This is a genomic window from Woeseia oceani, assembly GCF_001677435.1.
Classification (GTDB): Bacteria; Pseudomonadota; Gammaproteobacteria; order Steroidobacterales; family Woeseiaceae; genus Woeseia; species Woeseia oceani.
Genome location: NZ_CP016268.1, coordinates 538,615 through 562,230, shown reverse-complemented (window position 1 = coordinate 562,230; position 23,616 = coordinate 538,615). Strand labels below are relative to the sequence as shown.

The window sequence follows — 23,616 nt, the reverse complement described above, 5'->3', positions numbered from 1 at the left end:
GTATAACGTGTTGAAGTCATTCACCAACCAAACAATAGTCGTCGTTGCGCCAGGCATGACCTTTGAGATCGCACTAGTTCTCGGCATACTCGCTGCCGCATTGGTTCTGTTCGTCAGTGAAATTATTCGCATGGACCTTGTGGCGCTGCTGGTCCTTTGCACGTTGACGATTACTGGACTGGTGCCTACCGACCAGGCATTCGCCGGTTTCAGCAGCAACGCGGTAATCACTGTTTGGGCGATGTTCATCCTCAGCGAGGGACTGACCCGAACGGGTATCGCCGACGTAATCGGCCGCCGTATCGTCCGGATTGCCGGCCCCCGCGAAGTGCCGATGATCATGGTTATCATGATTACCGCAGCCACGCTGTCAGCCTTCATGAACAACATCGGCGTCGCCGCACTCATGCTTCCGGTCGTTGTCGATCTCGCACGCCGTACACGCTTGCCAGTGTCGCGCTTGCTCATGCCGCTGGCAAACGCGACCTTGCTGGGTGGTTTGGTCACTTTGATCGGTACGCCGCCAAACCTGCTGGTCAGCGAAGCGTTGTTCATTGGCGGGCACCAGCCGTTTGAACTGTTCGACTTCACGCCTATCGGCAGCGGCATCGTGCTCGCCGGCATTTTGTTCATGGCATTGCTCGGACGCTTGCTACTACCGAAAACCCGTGCCGAACGCAGCCGGCATCTTAGCCAGCGCAGCTTGCGCGCCCGCTACAAGCTGCAGGAACAGACGTTCATGCTGCGCGTGCCCGTCAATTCGGTATTGGTCGGCAAGACATTGGCTGATAGCCGCATCGGTGTGTCGACCGGCTTGATCATTCTCGCGCTGGTCCGCTTCGGCCGCAGCGAAACTCTGCCGAGCCGGCAAACAGTATTGCGTGCGGGCGACGGCATACTGGTGAAAGGCCGCGAAGATCAATTTCGCGAACTGCAGCGCTGGAGCGATCTCGTCATTGAACGCGAGGCGCCTGTGCTCAAGTCGATGGTGTCATCCAAGGTCGGCTACGCGGAAGTCAAGCTCGATGAGAATTCTCCGCTGGTTGGCGAACTCGTCCGTCTGGCCGGGTTTCGCAGTCGATTCAATGTCGTTGTTGTCGGCATCAAGCGACGCAATACCTACCGACTGACCAATCTGGCCTACGTGCCACTGCGCGCCGGTGACCGCATACTCGTGCAGGGCGAACTCGAAACGATAGAGGAGTTGCACAAGTTTGCTGACTTCAGCCACACCGAAGTCCTGACCAATGAGCAATTGCGTGAGCAATATCAGGCGGATGAACGCATGTTCGTCGTCAGACTGCCAAAACACAGTGAATTATCCGACGCGACTTTGCACAAGAGCCGCATAGCCGACGTTTTCGACTTTCGCGTCCTGGCGATTTTCCGCGATGGCAAACTGAGCCTCATGCCGGATGGTGACGAGATCCTGGCAGGGGGCGACCTGCTGCTGATTGAAGGTCAGCCCGAAGACCTGGAGGTATTGCGCGGCTTGCAGGAACTTGAGGTTGAATCTCGGGTGGCACCGCATCTCGGCAAACTTGAGTCCGAACGCCTGACCTTGATGGATGCCACGCTGGACCCGCGCAGCTCGCTGGCGGGCAAAACCGTAGGCGAACTCAATTTTCGCGAACGCTATGGACTCGAGCTCGCCGGCATCTGGCGAGATGGCACGACCCTCAGTGTTGACCTGGCTGAAGAACGGCTGAAGGTGGGTGATGCGCTGCTCCTGCTGGGGCCGCGCGACCGCCTGCAATTGCTGAGTAATGACTCCGACTTTCTTATCCTGACACCGCTGGGCCAGCAACCGCCGGATACGCGGCGCGCCCCGCTGGCCGCCGCCGTCATGCTGGCTGTCGTTGGCCTGGTCCTGGTCGGTTACCTGCCGATTGCCGTAGCGGCGGTAGCAGGCGGCAGCTTCATGATCCTGACCGGTTGCCTGACCATGGAGCAGGCCTACCGGGCCATCGACTGGCGCGCGATATTCCTGATCGCCGGCATGCTGCCGCTCGGCATCGCAATGCAGGACAGTGGCGCGGCTACCTGGCTGGCAAGCCAGGTCATGGAGCTGTTGGGCGACAAAGGGCCGTGGGCGGTCATCGCCGGACTGTACTTGCTCACGGCCGTCGCAACGCTGGCAATTCCAACGGTCGCGCTGGTGGTGTTGATGTCACCTATCGTCCTGTCGGCAATGACGGAACTGGGCTTGCAGCCGCACACGGCGATGATGGCCATAGCGATGGCTGCGGCCAGCTTCATGAGCCCGATCTCCCATCCATCGAACACGTTGGTCATGGGTCCGGGCGGCTACCGCTTTGTCGACTACCTGAAGGTTGGCATCCCGCTTACGCTGGTCGTCTTTGCCGCGACGATGATCCTGCTGCCGTGGCTGTGGCCGCTGCAGCCACTCTGAGACCAACGCCGGGACTACGGCCTGTCAGTCCCAGCCCGGCGATTGCGGTTCTCACGGCACCAGAATGGTGGAACCGCTGGTCTTGCGTGCTTCCAGGTCCCGATGCGCCGTCGCCGCATCGCGCAGTGAGTAACGTTGATTGATCGACACCTTGACCGCGCCGTTGCCAAGAACCTCAAACAGCTTGCCGCAGGCCTCCAGCAATTGTGGTCGCGTAGTGACAAAATCGAACAGTACCGGGCGGGTGACGTAGAGAGAATGACGCTTGGCGAGCTCAGCTGGCGCAAACGGCGCCACCGGTCCGGACGCATTGCCGAAAGTAACCATCACGCCGTGCGGTCGCAAGCAATCGAGCGACGCCATAAAGGTGTCTTTCCCGACAGAATCATAGACAGCGGCGACGCCAACGCCGGCGGTCATCTCGCGCACGCAGGCCGGCACGTCATCGTTGGCCATAATGATTTCAGCACAGCCATTGGCACGCGCAAGTGCTGCCTTTTCCTCGGTACTGACCACACCGATAACCCGCACACCGAGGTGCCTGGCCCACTGCGCAGCCAACAGACCAACGCCACCGGCAGCCGCGTACAGCAAGACGTTATCGCCGGGCTTCACGGGATAACTGTGGTGCAGCAAATACCACGCAGTCAGCCCTTTCAATAAGGTTGCCGCCGCTTGCTCATCGGAAACGCCTTCCGGTATTTGCACAAGACGTGCTGCCGGAAAATTCCGCACTTCAGAATAACTGTCGGCCGGCATACCGGTGTAGACCACTCGATCACCGACTTTGACGTCGGTCACATGATCACCGACCGCCTCGACGATGCCGGCAGCTTCACTACCTAATCCGCTTGGCAACGCGCCCGGGTACAGTCCGCTGCGATGATAGGTATCGATAAAATTGAGACCGATCGCCGTGTGCCGGACGCGAGCCTCACCCGGACCCAGCTCCGGAACCTCGACCTCGACAAGCTGCAGGACATCCGGTCCGCCGTACTCATTGATTCTGATAGCGTGCGTTTTCATGCTGTTCTGCCTTCATCTCGGGAGGGCGCCCAGCATAACGAAGCGGTCAGCAAATATTAAGTACAGCCGCAAGCTGTCAGGAATTCGCAGGCGCACGTAGAATGATAGCGATTGTCACGGGGACAGGATGCAAGCTGTGGGTCGGGTCGAGAACAAGATTGCGCTGGTAACCGGCGCTGCACAAGGCATTGGTGCCGCCTGTGCCAGGCAACTCGCCGCCGAAGGTGCGAGAGTCCTGCTGACGGATATCAATACCGCTGGTGTTGAGCAACAAGCAGCAGCAATTAATCAACAGTATCCGGGACATGCTGTCGCCTGCCGACACGATGTATGTTCAGCGGATGACTGGCAACGAGCCGTGACGACGGTGGAAAAGACCTGGGGCGGCTTGCACATACTGGTCAATAATGCCGGTATCGGCGCTTTGGCGAACGTTGAGGATGAAACTCTGGAGAACTGGCGGCACGTACACGCGGTGGATCTCGACAGCGTGTTTCTGGGTTGCAAGCTCGCCATCCCGCTCATGCGTCACAGCGGCGGCGGCTCCATCATCAACATTTCGTCGATCTCCGGGATCATTGCCGGACACAATCTTGCTGCGTACAACTCCGCCAAAGCCGCAGTAGGTCACCTTAGCAAATCGGTCGCTCTGCATTGCGCGCGTACGCAAAGCAATATTCGCTGCAACTCCGTGCACCCGGTGTTCGTGGATACTCCGATCCTTGATGGTTTGGCGCAAGGCGCGGACCGGGAGCTGGCACTCGGCAAACTCGCCCGGCAGGTTCCACTGGGAAAAATCGGCACAACCGATGACGTTGCCTATGCGGTGTTGTACCTGGCTTCGGACGAGTCAGGGTTTGTTACGGGGAGTGAACTGCGCATTGACGGTGGCATCAGCGCACAGTGACAAAATTAACCCGGCACCCGCTTCCGCAGTACGACGGTTATTCGGTCGCCGGCAACGACAACGTCAGGTTGACGTCCATCGCGACCGGCCCTCGATCGGCCTGGTAAGCACGAACAATTGCCGATTCGACCGCTTCACCCTGCACGCCATTAAGCTTACCGCTACCCCCAGTTACGCGCCCGGTCCCCAGGGCGCCGGGCCCGATCGTCTTGATTCCGTACCACGTACCGCGCCAGGCACCTTCGGAACCCAGGTACGCGGGCACGATCACGTCGCGTAACAAGAACCACTGGTTTTCCGTTTGGTCGATAAATAATCCGCCGTCATTCAGCATCCACAGGTGCCAGTTACTGTTAACCGGGACTTTTGCCTGCAGCAGGCCTGCTTCTTTGGCCAGAGAAGAAAACTTGACGCCTATCGCCCTTGGCTGGCCGCGACTGCTGCGCAGTGCCGTGACGGTGACTTTGGTATTGGCAAGCGCGGGGTCCCACAGATCCTCTACCCGGACCGGGTGAGAATCCGGCCGTGCCTTGCTGCTGTAAATGGTGGCGACGGTATCGTCAGGCACCGCTGAGAAAGTCAGTTCAAACATGCTTGATTGCGACACGGCCAACGGTGACACGCCAGGCGCCTTCGCAAAAGGATTCACGTACAACAGCAGACCAAACAAGACAACGCCAGCGAGAATTCCGCCCAACAGAGCAAGCATGTACTTCACGGTTGCTCTCCTTCCGGATGATTGCTCGGTTTGCCGATCAATGATGAGCGCAGCTCTATGCGTCCTTGACCTGTGACAACCGGGTCGGGAACGTAGCGCTCTTCAAGCCGACCCGAGCGATCCAGGAATTCACGCGTGCCTGCCCGCAGTTCGCCGCTGCGAAACTCACCGCCATTTGCCGACATCGGAAAATAAAGTGCGCCGCGCGCTGGCAAATGCAAGGCCCATTCAACCGCCGCAGGTTCAACCTGCCCAGACACAGAAATGCGACTCGCAAGGCCAATAACAACGTCCTCACTGTTGCGAACCTTGAACAGTTCCAGTTCCAGGCCTGCCGGGATACCCAGGTCTGGCCAGACCAGTGAGGAAGGCGTCGGAGTGGTATCGCTGCTGCCACCGGCAACAATGCGATCGTCGGGAATGTGTATCTGGAAAAGCTCACTGTTACCGCCGTTAGGCTGCACGGTAATGAGCGACGGCTCCCGGTGCGGGTTGGCAACCGGCATTACCCAGGAAGCAGCGGCGGCAGCTGCCATGCCGAGGAAAATTCCAACGATAAAAGTCTTAAACAAGCTGTCGCCCCGAGAGTATTACTGCGCGGCCCTTGCAGACCAACGCCGACCAAAGTTCAGGCCGCAGTTTAGTCAAACCGGCGGAACGCCTCACCTGCGCTTTGCGCGAACTGTGAGCTGGTCCACAGATAAGCAAGAAACCCCGTCGATGGGGTCACTATTAGCCCGTTTGCGTGGCTTGCGAATTCAGGCCTGGGCGGTATCTGGCGCGAAATAGGCAGCGAGGTACTCGTCAAGGCTTTCTGTGCTGCTGGCTTCAATCTCCCGCAGCCGTTCGAGAGACTCGGCCGCCTCGGTGGCGAACAACTTTTCACGATCCGCAGCCAGCGGCGCCAGCGCGGCGAAATAATCCCGGTGCCCTTTCGCCGCAGCCATCGCGAACTCGAAAAAGCTGCTGCCCGATGACGTCAGCTCGTACAACAACCGCGCAGATGGCGTGCGCTCAGGATCGTCCACCAAGGCCTGCTGCGCAGCGACAGCCTGCGAGTAGTCATCACTGTTACCGCATTGGTCCAGGAGTGCGGCGACTTCCTGCACCTTCGGCAGAATTTCGTTCGCCCAGTCGGCCAGCGCTATGTCCTTGCCATTGCGACGCAAGCGCAGCTCCGGGTCTCGGCCGCGTTTGGCCGTGGCCGTTTGATTGGCTGCGAACTCGTCCCAACCCTCGTCATCAAGCAATGGACTGTCTTCCAGCAGGCAGTAAATCAGAAATGCTTCGGTGAAGCGCATGACGTTCTGATTGATGCCAACCGGATCGAACACGTTCAGATCGAGCGAACGAACTTCGACGTACTCAATACCACCGCGTCGCAATGCAGCCGTCGGTCGCTCGCCGCTGTTGGCTACCCGCTTCGGCCTGATGGGACTGTAGTACTCATTTTCAATTTGCAGTTGATTGGCATTCAGCTGGCGGTACTCACCGTTCACTTTCACACCGATTTTCTCGTAAGTGGCGTCCGGGGTACGGATAGCGCGGCTCAGATCCGTGATGTATTCATCGAGACTGTTAAGCGAGATGTTCAGTCGAGCCTGAGTCTTATTGCTATAACCAAGATCACTCATTCGTAACGATGTCGCGAACGGCTCGTAGAGGGTCATGCCATCAAGTTCAGGCATGTTCGCCGGAGCTGCGCCAGAAAACGACCGGCACAACGCTGGCGACGAACCGAACAGGTAGAGTGTCAGCCACCCCAGTCGGCGAAAATTCCGAATCAAACCGAGATACGCCGAGGACCGGAATACACACGGATCAGCGCTGCTTTTTTCAAGCTCCTGCCAGACAGGCCAGAATTTTTCCGGCAGCGAATAATTGAAGTGAAGACCAGCGATCGTCTGCATTGCCCGGCCGTAGCGGTAGCCCAGGCCATTGCGGTATATGGTCTTCATGCGTCCGACATTGGAGCTGCCATAGCGTGCCAGCGGAATATCCGGATCCTGCGGAATCTTGCACGGCATGCTTGCGACCCACAGCAACTCGTCGTTCAGTCGCGGGTAGCTGAACTGGTGGATATCGCAAAGATCGCGCAATGCCTCCCAGGTATGGGGCACGGCGGGCGTGACGAACTCCAGCAAGGCCTCGGAGAAATCCGTGGTAATGAACCGATTGCTAAGCGCCGAACCCAGGCCGACAGGATGTGGTGTTTGGGCAAGATAGCCATCGGCGGATACCCGCAATGACTCTTTCTCAATACCTTTGTAGCCACCCCACATGCTATGTGCGGAATTGCTGTTCACCAGCAGGCTTATTCTCTGCTGAAATAATTTGCTCAACGCACAGGTCTCCCGCAGCTGAAGCAGCGACTATACAGACGGGCTCCGGGACTGCCAACGACGGATACAGCAATGCTAACTGTTTCACAGCACTCAGCGATCAGCGTACTATCATTGGCCATTCCCAATGCCGATTCTTGAGCCTGCTTATGAACGACCCGAAACTGCGACGGCTGCGCGATGCCAGCAGAGGACCCGCCTCCCTGATCAGCGAAGGCTGCAAGATCTCCGGAGCCTTGTCCGGCAGCGGCGATTTCATGATCAGCGGCGAGGTTGATGGTGATTGCGACCTCGAGGGCACGGTCACATTGACTCAGAAAGGTTTCTGGAAGGGCCGAATCAAGGCCGGAGCAGTGATCATTGCTGGCCGTGTCGAGGGCGATGTCGTCTCGGACGGCCGCATAGAAATCAGCAATACGGCCCGTATAGTCGGCACCGTTACCGGAGAGGCCATCGCTGTGGCGGAGGGGGCTGTCGTTGAAGGCACGATGCAGACCACCTCGGCCCCGGGGCCGGTTGAATTCGTGGAAAAACGCAACCAGGGCTAGCCTGGAGCCGTTTCTGGCGCCCCCGGCGTCGGGCTCTGGCGCGTCTGCAAGCCGTACTTTCCATAACAAGCATGGACTTATGTTTCTATACCGCTCGTAACGGATGGTAGACTGGGGCGTCACCGGAGCTCGGGAAGCGGCATTTTCTCGCCATGTCTCCACTTCGGGGCCGAAACCGATAATAACTAGAAATGTAACCAGCTACTGAAATTTTCAGGCAGTCTGGCAAACACGGAGCCTCGCCCCAGGTCTTAACCAGAATGACCGGCAAAATCCTACCCAGATATCTGATACTCGCCGTCGCACTGGCGGCCGTGGTCTGTATTCTGCTGCTCGGCAACTTCTACGCTCAATACCAGTCGATGGCCGGCGCCCTGGTGGAAACAGGCATGCGCCAGCACGAGCGCAGTCTTGCGGCTGGGTTCGAACGTCGCTCCCGGGCCCGCCTGCACCGTATCGCCGATAGCCTGGACTTTACGGACGGTGAGCCGGAGGTGATGTCGAACCAGGAACTGCTCAGGCACGCGGTAGAGGGCCGGGACGACTTTATCGGACTTCGGTTCGTATCCATCGATGGCGATACGGTCCTTGAGGCTGGTGAACTCCCAGCGTCTATCCCTCAGTCGGGAGTGCACTGGGAAGAGCAAAGACTGCAGTTGCAGTACCCGGTTGAGCAGGACGGCGAACGTCTTGGTACGTTGTACGGCAACTTCGGCCTTATCGGTTTGCAAGAAGCCACCACGGAGTTCAGGAACAACATGCTGGCCGCCGAACAACAGCACCGGCAGAGCAGTTTCCTGTGGATCGGCGTAACCATGGCGATCATGCTGCTGCTTTGCGGCGCCGTTGTATGGCTGATAATCCGTTCGCAAAATCAGCGTATTCGCGAGATCAAGACTCAGGCGGAAAAGTTAAGCGAATCAAATTTCGGCGAGGATTTGCACGGGCCGCGAGGCGATGAACTGGGCGAACTGGTCGACGTCTTCAATAACATGCGTGACCGTCTGAAGCGGACAACGATCTCTCGTGACTACGTCGACAACATCCTGAGCGGCATGAACGAAGCCATAGTCGTTACCTCCGCCGACAACATGATCACCAAAGTCAATCACGCCACCGCCCGTATGTTGAATTACGGTGACGTAGAACTCGTCGGACAACCGCTGAGCTGCATACTCGACAATGAGCGCGGCGAACTGTTGAAGACAGATGCACCGACCGGCATCCCGATGGAAGCAATGTTTCTGACCAAAGACGGCGAACGTGTTCCGGTTTCATACACGGGCTCTATCATCGGCGACGACGAGGAGACGGCAGACCGAATCTACGCCGCCCAAAACATCACCGAACGCCGCAAAGCGGAACAACGAATACGCTACCTCGCCCGTATCGATGCGTTGACCAAAGTCCCCAATCGAATGCAGTTTCAACACTTGCTGCAACGAGCCATTGCGCGCGCCAAACGGTCACGAAAATCACTCTGCCTCTTATATATTGACGTCGACCAGTTCAAAGAGATCAACGACACGTTCGGGCATCTGGCCGGCGATACCACTCTGGAGACCGTTGCCAACCGACTGGGTGAGGCATTGCCGGAAGGCACAGTGGTCGGACGGCTTGCGGGTGACGAGTTTGCCGTCATCGTCGACCGTCTTGCCGACGACCCGGACACTCTGCCCATGCTCGACAAGCTGGCACGCAGTATTCTTGACCGCCTGGCCGATCCCTTCTACGTGCAGGGTCACGAAGTGTTCATGACCGCGAGTATGGGCATTGCCAGCTACCCGACCGATGCGGCTGATGTCATTGACCTGATCCGCAATGCCGACGCTGCCCTGTACCACGCCAAGAAAGCAGGCGGCAATGTATTTGCCTATTACAGCCCCGAAATGAACGAAGCGGCCGTCGAGCGGCTCATGACCAAGAGCAAACTGAAGCGCGCCTTCGAACGCGACGAGCTGTTGGTTCATTATCAACCCAAATACAACCTGGCCACTGGCGAAGTTATCGGTGCCGAAGCACTGGTCCGCTGGGAGCTGCCGGAGCGCGGCATTATTCTTCCGTCAGACTTCATTCCAATTGCGGAAGAGACCAACCTGATTGTAGAAATTGGCGAATGGGTACTGGATCGGGTTTGTGAAGATTTCCGTTACTGGCAGCGATCGGTTCCGTCTCCGGGCCGCGTTTCAGTTAATCTGTCATTGAAGCAACTAAGACAAGCTAACTTTATCAATCGAATCAGCGCCATCATGCGGGGCTACGGTGTATCGCCAACCTCTCTGGAGCTGGAGATCACTGAAACAACCTTGATGGAGAATCCGGCACGAACGATCAAGTTGCTGGATGAGCTGTATGCGCTGGGACTGCATCTCGCGATTGATGATTTCGGCACTGGCTATTCATCCTTGAGTGCGCTCCAGCAGTTCCCTATCAGCACGCTGAAAATCGACAAGTCGTTTGTGCGCGATATCGCAGTAAATCCGGATGATGCGACGATCGTGGGTACGATCGTGCACATGGGACGCAGTCTGAAAATGGATGTAGTTGCCGAGGGCGTCGAAACGGAAGAACAACTGGCATTCCTGCAAACGCTCGACTGCAACTACGTGCAGGGCCTGCTGTTCGGCGATCCGATGAGTTCGGATAACTATCTCGAATTGTTACTGGCGCAAGCAGATGGAACGGACAAATACCGCGCGCTTTTTGCTTGATCGGCGCACCCGTCTGGCGCATGGCCGCATCTGATGGCATCCTATAAATTACTTATAATTCAATAAGTTTCACTCACACTTCACTCAGTCCGGGCAAAATGCTTAAATAGCGCGGCACTCACTTCTTTAACCGGCGCCGGTGCCGCGCACCCGCCGCTTGCATGGATAAAATCGACCTGATGAACAGAGTAACCAAATTAGTCGGCGCCGCGACCCTTGTGTTTCTTGCACAGACCAGCTTTGCTTGCGACTACCCAACTCGCGTTGATATTCCGAATGGCGACTCCGCCAGCAAGGAAGAAATGATTGCGGGTCAGCGCGATGTCAAAGCATTCGTAGCTAGCATGGAAGCGTATCTCGACTGCTTGCTGGAAGAAGAAAAAGCGGCTCGTGCGGAAGCTGAATTGAGCCCGGAAGACGAGCAACAGCGCGAAGAAATGGTCAACAAGAAGTACAACGCCGCCGTGGACGAGATGGAAATGGTAGCGGCACGTTTCAACGAACAGGTTCAGGCATTTAAAGCGCGGGGCGAATAACGCTACCAACGAAACCGTTTGTAGTTCTGCGGATGAGCCCACTGGTCGGGCGAGTTCCAGGTGCGCTCTTCGTAGAACTCTTCTCGCTGGTAATGAAACCAGCCTCCTGACTCACTGGAAGTGGCTCGCGTAAAGCCCAGCGCGAGCATTTCCCGGGTGGTCAGGCTCTTGCCACCGCTGTGCACCAGCAGTTCATCACAATGGCAATCACGCAGTCGGGCCAGCAACGGCATCACTAAGTCGCTCGGCATATGTTCGAACTGCTTGAAAATCACGCCCAGATCACTACGTACCGATATATCGAGGCAATCGGGCTTGTCGATCGTGTCCAGCCAAACCGTGTTCGCCGGCCAGTTCAGATTTCGCAATAACTGCGGTTCTTTACTGACGACAATCGCTGAGTAGTCGTCATTGCTGCTGGAGATCCCGTTCAGGCGATCTTCGAGGAATTTGATTTGCGAGGACATGGCTGCCTGCTGCGATCGGTCGAATTGTCTACAGATTATCGATTTGCTGTTTCAGGTCGACCCGGTTCTCAGTAACGATACGCTCGAGAACGCGGATACGCTCCTCCAGACGATCGATCTTCTCCAGTGTCTCGCCGATACTCTCGTCGGCTTCCGCCTTGCCGGCTCTTTGCTTCAGCCACGTTTCAATGAGCCTTGCGGACAGGACAATAGCCGCAAGCAGCACTACAAAGGTAAATACTCCGTTCATTCACTCTCCCCTACGCTTTTCGGACTGCATATTTTTTTGTATCTCAGAGATTTCGGAATTCTTGATCAAGATTGAATCGAGATGACGTCACGTAACGCTCAAGCCGCGCCAGGCGTGAGTCGAGCTTCTGAAACTTTCGCTTCACATCGGCAAGCGTATTCGCCGGATTCGAACGCATTGCTTTCCTGAACCCGGGATCGTAAGACTCCTGCCGGGTCAGACCACGGTCAGACGGCACGAGCATCACGCAACCAAAGTAGGCAAGCAGCGTCACCGGCATGAAGCTTATCAGCATCACGACAGTCAGGATTCGGGTCGCGGTCAGGTTGAACGCGAAATAGTCCGCAATACCAGCACACACACCGCCGATCATTCCACGCCGGGAGTCGCGATAAAACCGGCGAGTGGACAAGCCGTCCCGCGGGCTCATGACGCTCTCCAGTGATCGTTACAGCGATGACTCCTCCAAAACTCCTGCTCTGCACGTACACCTGAATACGTGAGCGGGCGCTGCCGTATCAACAACGTGGCGGCTATATAGGTTAGCGCCGTCGGTACAAAGAAAAACACCAGGCACAGCACGGCGATAATTCTGACGGTCGTGGTACGGAAGTTCGCAAACTCGGCAAATCCGGCACAAACGCCGAAGATCCAGCCATTCTCGCGATCCCGGTACAGCCCGCGCAAGGCAGGGCCACCGCATTCCCCTGTCGATCTGCCCGATGTACTCATCGATTTTTCCTCCAGCCCGGTAATTCGTTGTCCAGTATCGTCTCCAGGGCCTCCAGCCGGTCATCCAGTTTTTCTGACAACAACCAGAGATCCTCCATCATTTTTTCGTCGCCGCCCGACAGCTCCCGCGACTGTTTCCACTTCGTAATGAAATGCAAAACAATGAACAGCGGTGCCGGAATCGCGACAAATACAATAATCGCGATGGCGACCAGCTCACCTACTCCTCCGCCCACTATTTCGCCTCTTCAGCTACATTCCCGGAAACCCGTCGCTTCAGGTCGGCGAGCTCTTGTGCAACCGACTCCTCCGCCTCCAGGCTGGCGAATTCGTGGTTAAGATCTTTTGGCAAGCCCAGGTCGTAGGCCTCGATGCGCCCTTCAACGTCATCTATGCGTCGGGTGTACTGCTCGAACCGCACGAGCGCGTCGTCAATTTGATAGTCGTGAATTTTCTTACGGGCCTGGAGACGACTGTTCGCTGTCTTGTGTCTTGCCAGCAGGGATTTCTGCCGGGTCTTGGCATCATTCAGTTTCCCTTCAAGCCGGGCAATGTCGTCATTGAGTTTGGCAAGTCCGTCGTCAACCGCGGCGTAGTCGGCACGTATTGAATCCGTGGCAGCGGCAACCTTGGATTTCTCGATCAACGCGGCCTTCGCCAAGTCTTCACGCCCTTTGCGCAACGCCAGTTCGGCTTTGTTATCCCATTCAGCCAAGTCGCGTTCGAGCGTTTCCAGCTTGCGGTTCAGGTCTTTCTTGTCCGCAATGGATCGGGCCGCTGCGGACCGAACCTCAACCAACGTATCCTCCATTTCCTGAATCATCAGCCGGACGATTTTTTCCGGGTCTTCTGCTTTATCCAGAATGGCGTTGATATTCGAGTTCACGATGTCACTGAATCTCGTGAATATGCCCATGATTTCACCCTCTTAAAGTTCGTGGTCATGCTGTGTGTTGCAGCTTCCGTGCCAAAGCAACCGGACGCGCATAACTCATTGAAATTTCGAACTATTCGGGAGGGCACCCAAAATTTGCCGCAAACCCGGACTTGGTGAAACTCACTATCTATTGGTCTTTTTGACAGCCTTATAGTATTTTTCACCAATGTCTGCCGACGGCCGTGTTCAACCCATCATTGGCGAAGCGCCTGCGTTTCTAGCCATGCTCGAGCATGTGTCGCGCGCCGCGCCGCTCGACAAGCCCGTCCTGGTGGTTGGCGAAAGAGGAACCGGCAAGGAACTGATAGCCGCTCGCCTGCATTTCCTGTCGCAGCGCTGGGAGCAGCCGCTGATCAAGGTCAATTGCGCCGCATTGACCGAATCCATACTGGAGTCCGAATTGTTCGGTCACGAGGCTGGCGCGTTTACCGGGGCCGTGAAAGGCCACATCGGTCACTTCGAACGAGCGAACGGGGGCACGCTGGTTCTCGACGAACTGGCGACAATCTCCCTGCGCATGCAGGAAAAAATACTGCGCGTTATTGAATACGGAGAACTGCAACGGGTTGGCGGTTCCGACACGTTGCGGGTCAATGTCAGAATCGTCGGCTCAACCAATGCGGACTTGCAGGAGCGAGTCAGGAGCGGCCTGTTTCGGGACGATTTGCTGGACCGCCTCGCATTCGACGTTATTACCTTACCGCCGTTGCGCGAAAGGCTTGAAGACATACTGCCCTTGGCGTACGCGTTCGCTGTCAATATGGTCAGCGAACTGAAGCTGGCCTATTTCCCCGGTTTCAGCTCCAAAGCGTCGTCGTCGTTGTTGCGGCACAATTGGTCGGGCAACGTGCGCGAGCTGAAGAATGCTGTCGAACGCTCGGTATACCGCGCAGGCGAGCCCGACCAGCCCATTACAGAAATCGCGTTCGACCCGTTTGACTCACCGTTCAGACTGCGTAAAGAACCCGTGCGTACGGGAGTTGTGGCCTCACCTCAGACACAAGAGAACCGGCGGCCGCTACTACCGGCCAATTTAAAAGCGACACTTGCGGATACGGAAAAGAAGCTCTTGCAGGAAGCTCTGCGGAAAGCGCGCTTCAATCAGAAGGTGGCGGCAGAGCTGCTGGAGCTCAGTTATGATCAGTTTCGGGGAAGGATCCGCAAGCATCAATTGCAACTGCATGCGGATTAACCTTGCCAAACCTCAGCTGTCGTCCCGATAACGTCGCACGTAGATTGCCGCCGCCGTAAACAAACCGCCGACCACTATCCCGGTCCACAGCGCGGGGTCACTCAGGTAGGCCGGCAAATCGATCAAGGCCAGCAAACTGGCTTTCGCATCCGCGTCAAACGTTGGTGGGCCGTCCTCAACAATCAATATACCGGCGCTGTCGAATCCGCCGAACAGCGGCATCGCTGAGAAACGCCCGAATATTGCCTCCCGGAAGAACGAGGTGCCAACCAGAATGCGCTCAAGCATAGGCACCACGAACAGCGGCAGTATGGCCACCAGGAACGGCGACCGACGCGTCCATGCCGAGACAAACAGGAACCAACCGGCGAACGGCATGTACCAGAGCGGTATGGCAAGAAAGAACAACAAGGTCGCGAACCAGGTATCCAGAAACGGCGTCGCACCCCAAATCAGGCTCCAACCATCGCCGCCACGGCCACTTACCCACATGGAAGAAATCGCCACCACAAAAATTTGTGTAACAACCACGATAGCGAACGTCACCAGCGGTATGACAACAACCGCGGTCAGCAGCTTCGATATGACCGTTTCCGCATCGGTAATCGGCAGTGAACGCCAGAAAAGGATACTTTTGTCCCGCCGCTCCGTGTACAGGGCATCCAGCAAATAGAACACGCCGAGTATCGCCATGGTCATCATCAGCATCGCCGAAATCGCTGACGTCAAGACGGTAACTGCCGCCGCCCGCTCCGTTTCACCCAGGTTGCTGGCGCCGAGAATCGACAGATCAACCTGCGTATCGAAGGCGGAGACTGCAACCTGACCGGTGATCGACATGAGGGCAATCAGCAGCGCTACCACCAGCGGCGCAACATAGATCGACCGGTGCTCCCACAGCTCGCGTTGCAGCAGTGCCAATTGAGTTTGAATCATGCGGCAGCTCCCTTCACCTTCGCAACGAACAAATCTGCTATTGCAGGCGTTCGCGTCTCACCGAATTCGTTGAGCTTCTCGCGCGCGACGTTCTCGAACATCATGACCTTTTTGCCAAAACTTTCGCGCTCGTACAGTGGACTAAACGCTCGCGCAGCTTCCGCTTTGCTGCCCGACGTTTGCAACTCAACAAATTTCTGCGGCAGATCGTCCATCGCCGAGTCAAGCACCAGGCGACCGTCATTGATGAACATTACATGCGTCAAGAGGTTTTCGATTTCTTCCACCTGATGGGTCGTGATCAGAATGGTACGTTCATCGTCGAAATACCCGTCCAGCAGATTTCCGTAGAAGTCCTTGCGGAAAATGATATCGAGACCCAGGGTAGGCTCATCAAGCACCAACAGACGCGCATCAACCGCCGATATGATGGACAGGTGCAGCTGCGTGATCATGCCTTTCGAAAGCTCACGGACTTTTGACGAAAGCTTGATGCGCGTGGCCGCCAGCAACTCGTTTGCTCGCTTGCGGGAAAATTTGGGATGCACCTGCTCCGTGAAGTCCAGTAGCTGCGATACGCGTATCCAGCGCGGCAGGACCGCAACATCAGCGATAAAACAAATGTTCTGCATCAGTTCGCGGCGCTGTCGGAACGGGTCTAGCCCAAGCACAGAAAGGCTGCCCTGGCAGTCTGTCAGGCCCAAAATAGCTTTCAGCAGAGTAGTCTTGCCGGCGCCATTCGGACCGATCAAACCGGTAATGCGGCCCTTTTCTATTGTGAAGCTGACATCGTCAACGGCTCGCAAACTACCGTAAGACTTCGACACGCTCTTTGCATCCACCAGACTAGTCATTCCCGGCTCCATCGTTCTTATTATTCGTTGTCGGCCTGTCTGCCAGCAGGTCCGCCCGGTCCAGGCCGAGGCGTTCGATCGTAGCGATGACGGCCGGCCACTCTTTTTCAAGAAAGCGGCGGCGCTCATCTTTCAATAGCTGTTTGTTGGCTCCGTCGGTGACAAACATGCCTCGCCCCCGCTTCTTTTCCACCAAGCCCTCGTCAACCAGTTCCTGGTAGCCCTTCAATACGGTGAGCGGATTCAGCCGGTACTCGGCAGCGACGTTGCGGACAGAAGGCAACGCGTCACCATCGGCCAGCACGCCCTCAAGGATCATCGCGACCACCCGATCCCGTAGCTGACGGTAGATCGGCAGATCGTCATTCCATTTTGGATCCATTGACACTCCAGCCATTGTCATTTTTAGCCCACCATGGTGCCGGCCGGGCTCATTACGTGTGTTGCTTTGGATGCCCCGATGGTATCAGGACAGAACAGTACAAAGGCAGCATCCGTCGTTGCATCGTTAGCGCCACACTCTGAATGGAGCGGCCGCTAATGACGCCTCAGCATCGGTGTTTGAGGATCCGGGCCCACCGCCGACTCAGACTGCCTAAAGGCAAGCCTCGCCAGCCGGGCTGTCAACAGCCCGCCACCATCCCGAACCGTATCTGTGGTCGCAACAAACGATGCCTGCCTGGTACCTGCAGGCCCGGCCTGGGCCGCTATAACGGCAATCAGCAACAACATGAATACGGCCAACGTAATCTGTTTCGGTAATCCCCTGCTCGCCTGACGATTCATCGCCTGTTCCTCGTAATTCCTGTGTCTGGTCCGATCTTGCCGATCGGTGAACTAGTGTTATAGTCAACTATAACACCTAGCTATCGGATTGCAAGCCTGCAACCGTTTAACCCCGTCGCTGCCCGGCCCGCGTTACTAGTAATACCGTCACAATGCACAGCCGAGGCCACGCTTGAACACTCAGGTACCACAACGCCCGCGGCCCCCGACCAATGACTGCCGCCGCCCGTGAACTGCCCCAGCCATGTAACAACGATAGGCAGGCAAGCGCTTTCGTCGCCACCGCCGGTGGCCTATGCTCGACCAATGAGTGTCTTGCCAGATGATTCAGCGCTGATGCTGCGCTACCGCGACGGTGACGTGTCGGCATTCGAACTGCTGTACTCGCGGCACAACGATGCTCTTTATCGGTACTTGCTGCGGCTGTCCGGCAATCCGGATGCTGCCGCCGATGTTTTCCAGGAGGTTTGGGGCAAGATCATCAAAGCACGCAGCACCTATCGCCCGACCGCAAAATTCACTACCTGGATGTACCGGGTGGCGCACAACTCTTTTATCGATTTCGTGCGGCGCAACAAGCGCTACGGCGCCGGGCCCAACCACGACCCTGACCAATTCGCGGCGGATACGGACAGCCCGGAGCTGCTCGCTGAAAAAAACCTGGCGCGGCAGCGATTGCTTGCCGCACTCGAGCAACTACCGCTGGAACAGCGCGATGCTTTTCTATTGCGCGAGGAAGCTGGTCTGAGCGTAGACGAAATTGCCCACGTTACGGGGGTTGCCCACGAAACCGCGAAAAGCAGGCTTCGCTATGCCACGAGCAAGTTGACTACATTATTCGCCGAACCCAATGAATCGAACGCGTTGGCCGAATGAGGCGAAGGGAATGAGCAGCACACAGTGAACACTGAAGACCACAATGACGCTGAACAACGCTTGCGGGAAACGTACCACTCCAGCCAGGACGTCCGTGCACCTGACAAGCTGAATCGAGCGGTCCTGGAAAGCGCGGCGGCCGCAGCCACGGCCAAACCCGGCATCGGTCAAATCCTGTCCGCCTGGGGCAGGCCGCTCGCGTTCGCCGCAACCCTCGTACTTGGAATTGCGCTGGTCTATGACATGCAGAATCTCGCCCCGCTGCCTGCCGATGAAGCCAGCAGCGAATCGGCCCCATCCTTGTCAACCGGCAGCGGTGTTGCCAACGATGACGATACGCCGGCGAACCGTGCCATACGGCAGATGCGGGAGGAAAAACTCTCAACTTCCGAACCGCGTCAGGCCGCACCGTCTCCGGAACAACGTTCAGATCTTACGAACCGCCAGTTACCGCAGCTCAACAAATTCGGCAACAGCCGCCGTGCAACACGACCATCGAATGAGAAGGCGGGGCAAGCGTTGAATGAAGCAACCCAGGTACCGGCAGAGTCCCGGACCACCCCCGACTCAACCGCAGCTGCCGTCGCGGCAGCACAGGCTGACATGACTTACAACGACAGCCGTGACAACTGGCGTCAGTGCCAGGAGGCCGAGGCGAACGGCGCCGACGAATGGTGGCAATGCATCGTCGACCTGCAAGAGTCCGGCGCTGACGAGGTCGCGGACAAGGAACGGCTTTTGTTAAACAGGCGCCACCCCGACTTTAACGCCCCGGAGTAATCCGCCCACGATGTGCCGTGACGGCACGGCAATGCTAGAATCGCCGCCCGCCACACTCCTTGCGGTCACGTGGTAACCCTTCGCCAGGCGCCGTTGGCTCGGCCGCCTGTCTGTCAAAAGTCTATTTCGTATTAAAATCAGGGACTAACATGAAAAAACCAGTTCGCGTAACTATCACGGGTGCCGCCGGACAGATTGGCTATCAACTCGCCTTTCGTATCGCCTCCGGCCAGATGCTTGGCTCCGACCAGCCGATCATTCTGCAACTTCTTGAAATTCCGCAGGCACTGGATGCGCTGAAGGGCGTAGTGATGGAGCTGGACGACTGCGCATTCCCCGGTCTGGCCGGCGTTGTCGCCACCGACGACGTGAACGAAGCATTCCGTGACAGTGATTACGCGTTGCTGGTCGGCGCGCGTCCGCGCGGACCCGGCATGGAGCGCAAAGACCTGCTGCAGGCGAATGCGCAGATATTCTCGGTACAGGGCAAGGCAATGAACGACCACGCCAGTCGGGACATCAAGGTGCTGGTCGTCGGTAACCCGGCGAACACCAATGCTTTGATCGCTAGCAGCAATGCCCCTGACATTGATCCGCGCAATTTCACGGCGATGACGCGACTGGACCACAATCGTGCCGCGGCCCAGCTGGCTGCCAAAACGGGCAGTCACGTTACCGACATCCGTCAACTGACGATCTGGGGCAACCATTCCGCGACGCAGTACCCGGATGTTCATCACGCAACCGTGAAAGGCAAGGCTGCCACAGACCTCGTAGATCAAAGCTGGCTGAGCGACGACTTCATACCCACCGTGCAACAGCGCGGTGCAGCGATCATCAAGGCCCGCGGCGCATCGTCGGCAGCATCAGCTGCCTCGGCGGCAATTGACCACATGCACGACTGGGCACTGGGCACCGCTGATGGCGACTGGGTCAGCATGGGCATACCGGCTGACGGCAGTTACGGCATCGAGGCCGGGATCGTCTACTCGTACCCGGTCCGCTGCAAAAACGGCGACTACGAAATCGTGCAGGACCTGGAGGTCAATGACTTCAGCCGCGAACGCATGCAGGCCACCGAGCAGGAATTACGGGAAGAAAGAGCCGCTATCGAAGAGCTGCTCGCCTGAACAAATGCCAGTGGCGCGCCCGTTTGGCGGGTGCTAGGGTAATCAAGTGTGCCGGCTGGACGCCGGCACACTTACGCGATGTGTCGCCGGGGGCACGTCCGAATTGAGCCGGGCCTGCTACGGCAGGCCCGAATTAGCGGCGACCGTCGCCTGCGAGACTTCGCATCCGTCCTGTATTGGAACAGCGCGCTGAACCCCATGGGAACGGACGCTGAAATTGCGAAGCCTTCTTGATAGAGGAAGACAAGGTGTCAAGTATGTTAGTCGGCCTGTTTTGGTTCCTATTGTTCTTCGGTGGTGGCATTTACCTCGCCTATAACCGGGTAAATCTGTTCAGTTCGACCGTTGCTGTCGCTGCAGCCGTATTTGCCTATACGTTATTCGGCTCCGGCCATCCGTTGTGGGTCATCTTCCTGTGGCTGCCGGTCGCAGTGATGATCGCACTTAACTTTGAAGAGTTCCGCCGCGAGAAACTGACCAAACCCGCTTTGGCCATCTATCGAACGATGCTCCCTTCGATGTCCGACACCGAACGCGAAGCTCTTGAAGCCGGCAACGTCTGGTGGGACGGGGAATTGTTTTCGGGAATGCCTGACTGGGAGCGACTCATGTCTTTCCCTGCCCCGGTCCTGTCGGATGAAGAACAGGCCTTCATGGACGGCCCTTGCGAAGAACTGTGCCGCATGATCGACGACTGGGATATCGCCCACAACCGCGCCGACATGCCAGAGGAAGTCTGGGCGTTCATCAAGAAGCACAAGTTTTTCGCGATGATCATTCCCAAGCAGTACGGCGGTCTGGAGTTTTCTGCTTACGCGAATGCAATGGTCATCTCACGACTGGCCAGCCGCAGCGCGACCGTGTCATCAACGGTCGGCGTACCCAACTCCTTGGGGCCGGCGGAGTTGCTGCTGCATTACGGTACCGAGGAACAAAAGCAACGCTGGCTGCCGGGTCTGGCGTCCGGTGACGAAGTACCGTGTTTCGCCCTGACTTCACCGCAAGCGGGTTCCGACGCCGCGGCGTTGATCGACAACGGCGTCGTTTGCCGCGGCACCTTCAATGGCGAAGAGATCGTTGGCATACGACTGAACTGGAACAAGCGCTACATTACGCTGGCGCCGATCGCGACTGTGCTCGGTCTGGCTTTCAAACTTTACGATCCTGACCACCTGATCGGTGACGAAGACGAATACGGCATTACCGCAGCACTGATCCCTACGGACATGCCCGGTATCGAAATTGGCCGTCGGCACTACCCGCTGACCGTCCCGTTTCAGAACGGCCCGACCTCTGGCAAAGACGTGTTCGTCCCGCTTGACTACATCATTGGCGGCAAGGAAATGGCCGGCAAGGGCTGGAAGATGCTGGTTGAATTGCTGTCCGTGGGCCGCGCCATCACATTACCCTCCAGCGCGGCGGGCGGTGGCCAGGCTGCCGCCTGGGCAACGGGCGCTTATGCGCAACTGCGCAAGCAGTTCGGCTTGCCCATTGCCAAGTTCGATGGCGTTGGCGAGGCGCTGAGTCGCGTGGCCGGTTACTCCTACGTCATGAATGCCGCCGTATCCGTAACTTCCGGGGCGATTGATCAGGGTGAAAAGCCCGCCGTACCGTCCGCCATTCTGAAGTATCACTGCACCGAACTCGGCCGCAAAGTCGGCAATGACGCCATGGATGTACACGGCGGTAAAGCCATCATGATGGGGCCGCGCAATTACCTTGGTCGCGGCTACATGGCTACGCCTATTGCGATTACGGTCGAAGGCGCCAACATTTTGACTCGCAGCCTGATCATATTCGGCCAGGGCGCTATTCGTTGTCATCCGTTCGTTCTGCGGGAGCTGCAGGCCGCACAAAACGACGATGAACAACGCGGACTCTTCGAGTTCGACCAAGCGCTGTTCTCACACATCGGTTACGCGATCAGCAATCTTGCCCGTTCGTTTTTCCTGGCGCTGACTCACGCAAAGTTCAGCAAAGTGCCACTGAATACACCGACCTCGCGCTACTACCAGAACATCAATCGCTACAGTGCGGCTTTTGCTCTCGCCTCTGACTTTGCCATGCTGACGCTGGGCGGCAAACTCAAGATCAAGGAACTGCTGTCCGCACGGCTTGGCGATGTTCTGAGCTCCATGTACCTCGCTTCAACAGTCCTGAAACACTTCGAGAATCAGGGCCGACGCTCCGCAGACTTGCCACTGGTTGAATGGTCGGTGCGTACCCTCATGTACGAGGCGCAGGAACAACTGCACAGTTTCTTGCGCAATTTCCCGAATCGAGCGGTTGCGTTCTTTTTGCGTTGCTTCATTTTCCCTCGCGGACGTACCTACTCCGCGCCCTCTGACGAACTGAGCATGAAAGTCGTGGAGTTGATCACGCAGAGCGGTGAATCGCGCGATCGACTGTGCGCGCAGGCATACACAACCCTGGAAGCCGGCAATCCGCTGGGCCAACTGCAGGAAGCGCTCTTGCTGTCGGAACAACTGGCGCCTCTGCAGAAAAAGCTGCGGCAGGCCTTCAAGGAAGGGCTCATCAACTCCGAATACGTCGGCTACCAGATCGAGGAAGCGGCCAGAGCGGAAATCATTACCGCCGAAGAAGCCGATGCCATGCGCAACTTCCACGAGAAGGTAGAACACCTGATGGGAGTCGACGACTTCAAACCCGAGGAATTATTCAGACACCCCGCGGCCAGCAAGTCATTGGCGCAACCCGCCAAGAAAGCGGCAGCGCGCAAGAAATCGCCGGCAAGAAAGAAAACAGCCAGCAAAAAGCAAGCGGACTGATCGCGACGGCAACAATGACCGCGAATTTGCCGAAACTGAAGGCGACACGACAGCGCGTGTGACCAGAAACTTACCTGAGGCACGCAAATGTGCAGCAATCTGTGGCGTGTCGCCGTACCATTGGCACACATTCACTCGATAAGGAGAGCGAAGTGCGTTCTACAGCTAAACTTGCCACGGCGTTGTGCTTGCTGACGGCCCTTGGCGCCTGCGGTAACAATGACAAAGGTCAAACCCAGGAGGCGGCACCAGCTGCAAGCAGCACGGCGCCTACCGCGTTGCCACGCTCCACAGCACCGCAAGCAGCACGACTTTATTTTATCGAACCGACTGACGGCGCTACCGTCACGAGTCCGGTTCGTATCGAGTTCGGACTGGATGGCATGGATGTCGTACCGGCCGGAACCGAAGCGCCGATGAGCGGCCATCACCACGTCATCATCGATGCCGAACTGCCAGCGTTCGACCAGCCGATTCCGGCCGACGAACACCACGTGCATTTTGGTGACGGCCGGACCGTAACCGATTTGCCGCTCGCCCCTGGCGAACATACCTTGCAGCTTTTGCTCGGGGATCACCTGCATATTCCGCATCAGCCACCGGTGTCATCGGAAGTCATCACCATCACGGTGGAATGAGCCGCTTGAGCCGCGTAGCCCGGACAACTAGAATTTCCGGGCTGCACG

24 protein-coding genes are annotated in these 23,616 nt (G+C 57.3%); 11 read left to right on the top strand and 13 right to left on the bottom strand.

What is annotated here, in order from left to right; translation table 11 throughout:
* Positions 1-7: 7 nt before the first annotated feature.
* A complete protein-coding gene (locus BA177_RS02420; RefSeq protein ID WP_231892478.1) occupies positions 8-2,413 on the top strand; it encodes an SLC13 family permease in 2,406 nt (801 codons plus the stop codon).
* 51 nt (positions 2,414-2,464) lie between these two features.
* Here the strand turns inward: BA177_RS02420 and BA177_RS02415 are convergent, their stop codons facing one another.
* On the bottom strand, positions 2,465-3,439 hold the full coding sequence (locus BA177_RS02415; protein ID WP_068612421.1) for a quinone oxidoreductase family protein: 975 nt from the start codon (positions 3,437-3,439) through the stop codon (positions 2,465-2,467).
* A 127-nt stretch (positions 3,440-3,566) separates the two neighbouring features.
* Between BA177_RS02415 and BA177_RS02410 the strand changes: the two genes are divergently transcribed.
* On the top strand, positions 3,567-4,346 hold the full coding sequence (locus BA177_RS02410; protein WP_068612419.1) for an SDR family oxidoreductase: 780 nt from the start codon (positions 3,567-3,569) through the stop codon (positions 4,344-4,346).
* Between the two features lie 37 nt (positions 4,347-4,383).
* Here BA177_RS02410 and BA177_RS02405 read toward each other — a convergent pair whose 3' ends face one another.
* The 3 genes from BA177_RS02405 to gshA form a co-directional block, all read right to left on the bottom strand.
* Positions 4,384-5,064 carry a hypothetical protein gene (locus BA177_RS02405; protein ID WP_068612417.1) on the bottom strand — a complete coding sequence of 227 codons (681 nt, stop codon included), beginning with the start codon at positions 5,062-5,064 and terminating at the stop codon, positions 4,384-4,386.
* Positions 5,061-5,600, bottom strand: a complete 540-nt coding sequence (locus BA177_RS02400) for a hypothetical protein (RefSeq protein WP_068612415.1) — start codon at positions 5,598-5,600, stop codon at positions 5,061-5,063. Before BA177_RS02400 ends, BA177_RS02405 begins: the two co-directional genes overlap by 4 nt.
* A gap of 222 nt (positions 5,601-5,822) precedes the next feature.
* Positions 5,823-7,406, bottom strand: a complete 1,584-nt coding sequence (gshA, locus tag BA177_RS02395) for a glutamate--cysteine ligase (RefSeq protein WP_082989797.1) — start codon at positions 7,404-7,406, stop codon at positions 5,823-5,825.
* Between the two features lie 149 nt (positions 7,407-7,555).
* On the opposite strand from gshA, the gene BA177_RS18735 reads away from it, so the two are divergent.
* The 3 genes from BA177_RS18735 to BA177_RS02380 all read left to right on the top strand — a co-directional run bounded on the left by BA177_RS18735 (position 7,556) and on the right by BA177_RS02380 (position 11,201).
* Positions 7,556-7,954 (top strand): bactofilin family protein, encoded by a 399-nt coding sequence (locus BA177_RS18735; RefSeq protein ID WP_068612413.1) that lies wholly within the window; start codon positions 7,556-7,558, stop codon positions 7,952-7,954.
* A gap of 260 nt (positions 7,955-8,214) precedes the next feature.
* On the top strand, positions 8,215-10,665 hold the full coding sequence (locus tag BA177_RS02385) for a bifunctional diguanylate cyclase/phosphodiesterase (RefSeq protein ID WP_068612410.1): 2,451 nt from the start codon (positions 8,215-8,217) through the stop codon (positions 10,663-10,665).
* Between the two features lie 161 nt (positions 10,666-10,826).
* Positions 10,827-11,201, top strand: a complete 375-nt coding sequence (locus tag BA177_RS02380) for a hypothetical protein (protein WP_068612408.1) — start codon at positions 10,827-10,829, stop codon at positions 11,199-11,201.
* A gap of 2 nt (positions 11,202-11,203) precedes the next feature.
* On the opposite strand, the gene BA177_RS02375 is transcribed toward BA177_RS02380, so the two are convergent.
* The 6 genes from BA177_RS02375 to pspA are packed head-to-tail and all read right to left on the bottom strand — an operon-like array spanning position 11,204 to position 13,566.
* On the bottom strand, positions 11,204-11,668 hold the full coding sequence (locus BA177_RS02375; protein ID WP_068612406.1) for a DUF6231 family protein: 465 nt from the start codon (positions 11,666-11,668) through the stop codon (positions 11,204-11,206).
* Between the two features lie 28 nt (positions 11,669-11,696).
* Positions 11,697-11,918: a hypothetical protein gene (locus tag BA177_RS02370; protein WP_068612404.1), complete on the bottom strand. Its 222-nt coding sequence runs from the start codon at positions 11,916-11,918 to the stop codon at positions 11,697-11,699.
* 43 nt (positions 11,919-11,961) lie between these two features.
* Positions 11,962-12,348, bottom strand: coding sequence for an envelope stress response membrane protein PspC (gene pspC, locus BA177_RS02365; RefSeq protein ID WP_082989796.1), 387 nt, complete (start codon positions 12,346-12,348; stop codon positions 11,962-11,964).
* Positions 12,345-12,650 carry a PspC domain-containing protein gene (locus tag BA177_RS02360; protein WP_082989795.1) on the bottom strand — a complete coding sequence of 102 codons (306 nt, stop codon included), beginning with the start codon at positions 12,648-12,650 and terminating at the stop codon, positions 12,345-12,347. The genes pspC and BA177_RS02360 overlap by 4 nt, the downstream gene beginning before the upstream one ends.
* The gene (pspB, locus tag BA177_RS02355; protein ID WP_068612400.1) at positions 12,647-12,886 is read right to left on the bottom strand and encodes an envelope stress response membrane protein PspB; all 240 of its coding nucleotides are present in this window, start codon (positions 12,884-12,886) and stop codon (positions 12,647-12,649) included. The genes BA177_RS02360 and pspB overlap by 4 nt, the downstream gene beginning before the upstream one ends.
* Positions 12,886-13,566 carry a phage shock protein PspA gene (pspA, locus tag BA177_RS02350; RefSeq protein ID WP_068612398.1) on the bottom strand — a complete coding sequence of 227 codons (681 nt, stop codon included), beginning with the start codon at positions 13,564-13,566 and terminating at the stop codon, positions 12,886-12,888. Before pspA ends, pspB begins: the two co-directional genes overlap by 1 nt.
* A 187-nt stretch (positions 13,567-13,753) precedes the next feature.
* On the opposite strand from pspA, the gene pspF reads away from it, so the two are divergent.
* Positions 13,754-14,779, top strand: a complete 1,026-nt coding sequence (gene pspF, locus BA177_RS02345; RefSeq protein ID WP_068612396.1) for a phage shock protein operon transcriptional activator — start codon at positions 13,754-13,756, stop codon at positions 14,777-14,779.
* A 12-nt stretch (positions 14,780-14,791) separates the two neighbouring features.
* Here pspF and BA177_RS02340 read toward each other — a convergent pair whose 3' ends face one another.
* The 3 genes from BA177_RS02340 to BA177_RS02330 are packed head-to-tail and all read right to left on the bottom strand — an operon-like array spanning position 14,792 to position 16,951.
* The gene (locus BA177_RS02340; RefSeq protein WP_068612394.1) at positions 14,792-15,715 is read right to left on the bottom strand and encodes a hypothetical protein; all 924 of its coding nucleotides are present in this window, start codon (positions 15,713-15,715) and stop codon (positions 14,792-14,794) included.
* Positions 15,712-16,569, bottom strand: coding sequence for an ABC transporter ATP-binding protein (locus BA177_RS02335; protein WP_068618759.1), 858 nt, complete (start codon positions 16,567-16,569; stop codon positions 15,712-15,714). The genes BA177_RS02340 and BA177_RS02335 overlap by 4 nt, the downstream gene beginning before the upstream one ends.
* Positions 16,562-16,951 carry a GntR family transcriptional regulator gene (locus BA177_RS02330; RefSeq protein WP_068612392.1) on the bottom strand — a complete coding sequence of 130 codons (390 nt, stop codon included), beginning with the start codon at positions 16,949-16,951 and terminating at the stop codon, positions 16,562-16,564. Before BA177_RS02330 ends, BA177_RS02335 begins: the two co-directional genes overlap by 8 nt.
* A 710-nt stretch (positions 16,952-17,661) precedes the next feature.
* Here BA177_RS02330 and BA177_RS02320 point away from each other — a divergent pair.
* The 5 genes from BA177_RS02320 to BA177_RS02300 all read left to right on the top strand — a co-directional run bounded on the left by BA177_RS02320 (position 17,662) and on the right by BA177_RS02300 (position 23,568).
* Positions 17,662-18,231 (top strand): RNA polymerase sigma factor, encoded by a 570-nt coding sequence (locus tag BA177_RS02320; RefSeq protein WP_068612387.1) that lies wholly within the window; start codon positions 17,662-17,664, stop codon positions 18,229-18,231.
* Positions 18,232-18,255: 24 nt separating this feature from the next.
* Entirely contained in the window at positions 18,256-19,011 is a 756-nt protein-coding gene (locus BA177_RS02315; protein WP_068612385.1) for a hypothetical protein, read from the top strand.
* 149 nt (positions 19,012-19,160) lie between these two features.
* Positions 19,161-20,141 carry a malate dehydrogenase gene (locus tag BA177_RS02310; protein ID WP_068612383.1) on the top strand — a complete coding sequence of 327 codons (981 nt, stop codon included), beginning with the start codon at positions 19,161-19,163 and terminating at the stop codon, positions 20,139-20,141.
* A 257-nt stretch (positions 20,142-20,398) separates the two neighbouring features.
* Positions 20,399-22,930, top strand: coding sequence for an acyl-CoA dehydrogenase (locus tag BA177_RS02305; RefSeq protein ID WP_068618758.1), 2,532 nt, complete (start codon positions 20,399-20,401; stop codon positions 22,928-22,930).
* A gap of 152 nt (positions 22,931-23,082) precedes the next feature.
* The gene (locus BA177_RS02300; protein WP_197493286.1) at positions 23,083-23,568 is read left to right on the top strand and encodes a DUF4399 domain-containing protein; all 486 of its coding nucleotides are present in this window, start codon (positions 23,083-23,085) and stop codon (positions 23,566-23,568) included.
* Positions 23,569-23,616: the final 48 nt, after the last annotated feature.

What these genes read in the sequence shown, in the direction of transcription:
- BA177_RS02400 (WP_068612415.1), bottom strand. Translation starts at nt 5,600, where the DNA reads ATGGCAGCTGCCGCCGCTGCTTCCTGGGTAATGCCGGTTGCCAACCCG.
- BA177_RS02375 (WP_068612406.1), bottom strand. Translation starts at nt 11,668, where the DNA reads ATGTCCTCGCAAATCAAATTCCTCGAAGATCGCCTGAACGGGATCTCC.
- BA177_RS02370 (WP_068612404.1), bottom strand. Translation starts at nt 11,918, where the DNA reads ATGAACGGAGTATTTACCTTTGTAGTGCTGCTTGCGGCTATTGTCCTG.
- BA177_RS18735 (WP_068612413.1), top strand. Translation starts at nt 7,556, where the DNA reads ATGAACGACCCGAAACTGCGACGGCTGCGCGATGCCAGCAGAGGACCC.
- BA177_RS02415 (WP_068612421.1), bottom strand. Translation starts at nt 3,439, where the DNA reads ATGAAAACGCACGCTATCAGAATCAATGAGTACGGCGGACCGGATGTC.
- BA177_RS02330 (WP_068612392.1), bottom strand. Translation starts at nt 16,951, where the DNA reads ATGGATCCAAAATGGAATGACGATCTGCCGATCTACCGTCAGCTACGG.
- BA177_RS02305 (WP_068618758.1), top strand. Translation starts at nt 20,399, where the DNA reads ATGTTAGTCGGCCTGTTTTGGTTCCTATTGTTCTTCGGTGGTGGCATT.
- BA177_RS02410 (WP_068612419.1), top strand. Translation starts at nt 3,567, where the DNA reads ATGCAAGCTGTGGGTCGGGTCGAGAACAAGATTGCGCTGGTAACCGGC.
- BA177_RS02310 (WP_068612383.1), top strand. Translation starts at nt 19,161, where the DNA reads ATGAAAAAACCAGTTCGCGTAACTATCACGGGTGCCGCCGGACAGATT.
- pspC (WP_082989796.1), bottom strand. Translation starts at nt 12,348, where the DNA reads ATGAGCCCGCGGGACGGCTTGTCCACTCGCCGGTTTTATCGCGACTCC.
- pspF (WP_068612396.1), top strand. Translation starts at nt 13,754, where the DNA reads ATGTCTGCCGACGGCCGTGTTCAACCCATCATTGGCGAAGCGCCTGCG.
- BA177_RS02320 (WP_068612387.1), top strand. Translation starts at nt 17,662, where the DNA reads ATGAGTGTCTTGCCAGATGATTCAGCGCTGATGCTGCGCTACCGCGAC.
- BA177_RS02385 (WP_068612410.1), top strand. Translation starts at nt 8,215, where the DNA reads ATGACCGGCAAAATCCTACCCAGATATCTGATACTCGCCGTCGCACTG.
- pspA (WP_068612398.1), bottom strand. Translation starts at nt 13,566, where the DNA reads ATGGGCATATTCACGAGATTCAGTGACATCGTGAACTCGAATATCAAC.
- BA177_RS02340 (WP_068612394.1), bottom strand. Translation starts at nt 15,715, where the DNA reads ATGATTCAAACTCAATTGGCACTGCTGCAACGCGAGCTGTGGGAGCAC.
- BA177_RS02380 (WP_068612408.1), top strand. Translation starts at nt 10,827, where the DNA reads ATGGATAAAATCGACCTGATGAACAGAGTAACCAAATTAGTCGGCGCC.
- BA177_RS02360 (WP_082989795.1), bottom strand. Translation starts at nt 12,650, where the DNA reads ATGAGTACATCGGGCAGATCGACAGGGGAATGCGGTGGCCCTGCCTTG.
- BA177_RS02335 (WP_068618759.1), bottom strand. Translation starts at nt 16,569, where the DNA reads ATGACTAGTCTGGTGGATGCAAAGAGCGTGTCGAAGTCTTACGGTAGT.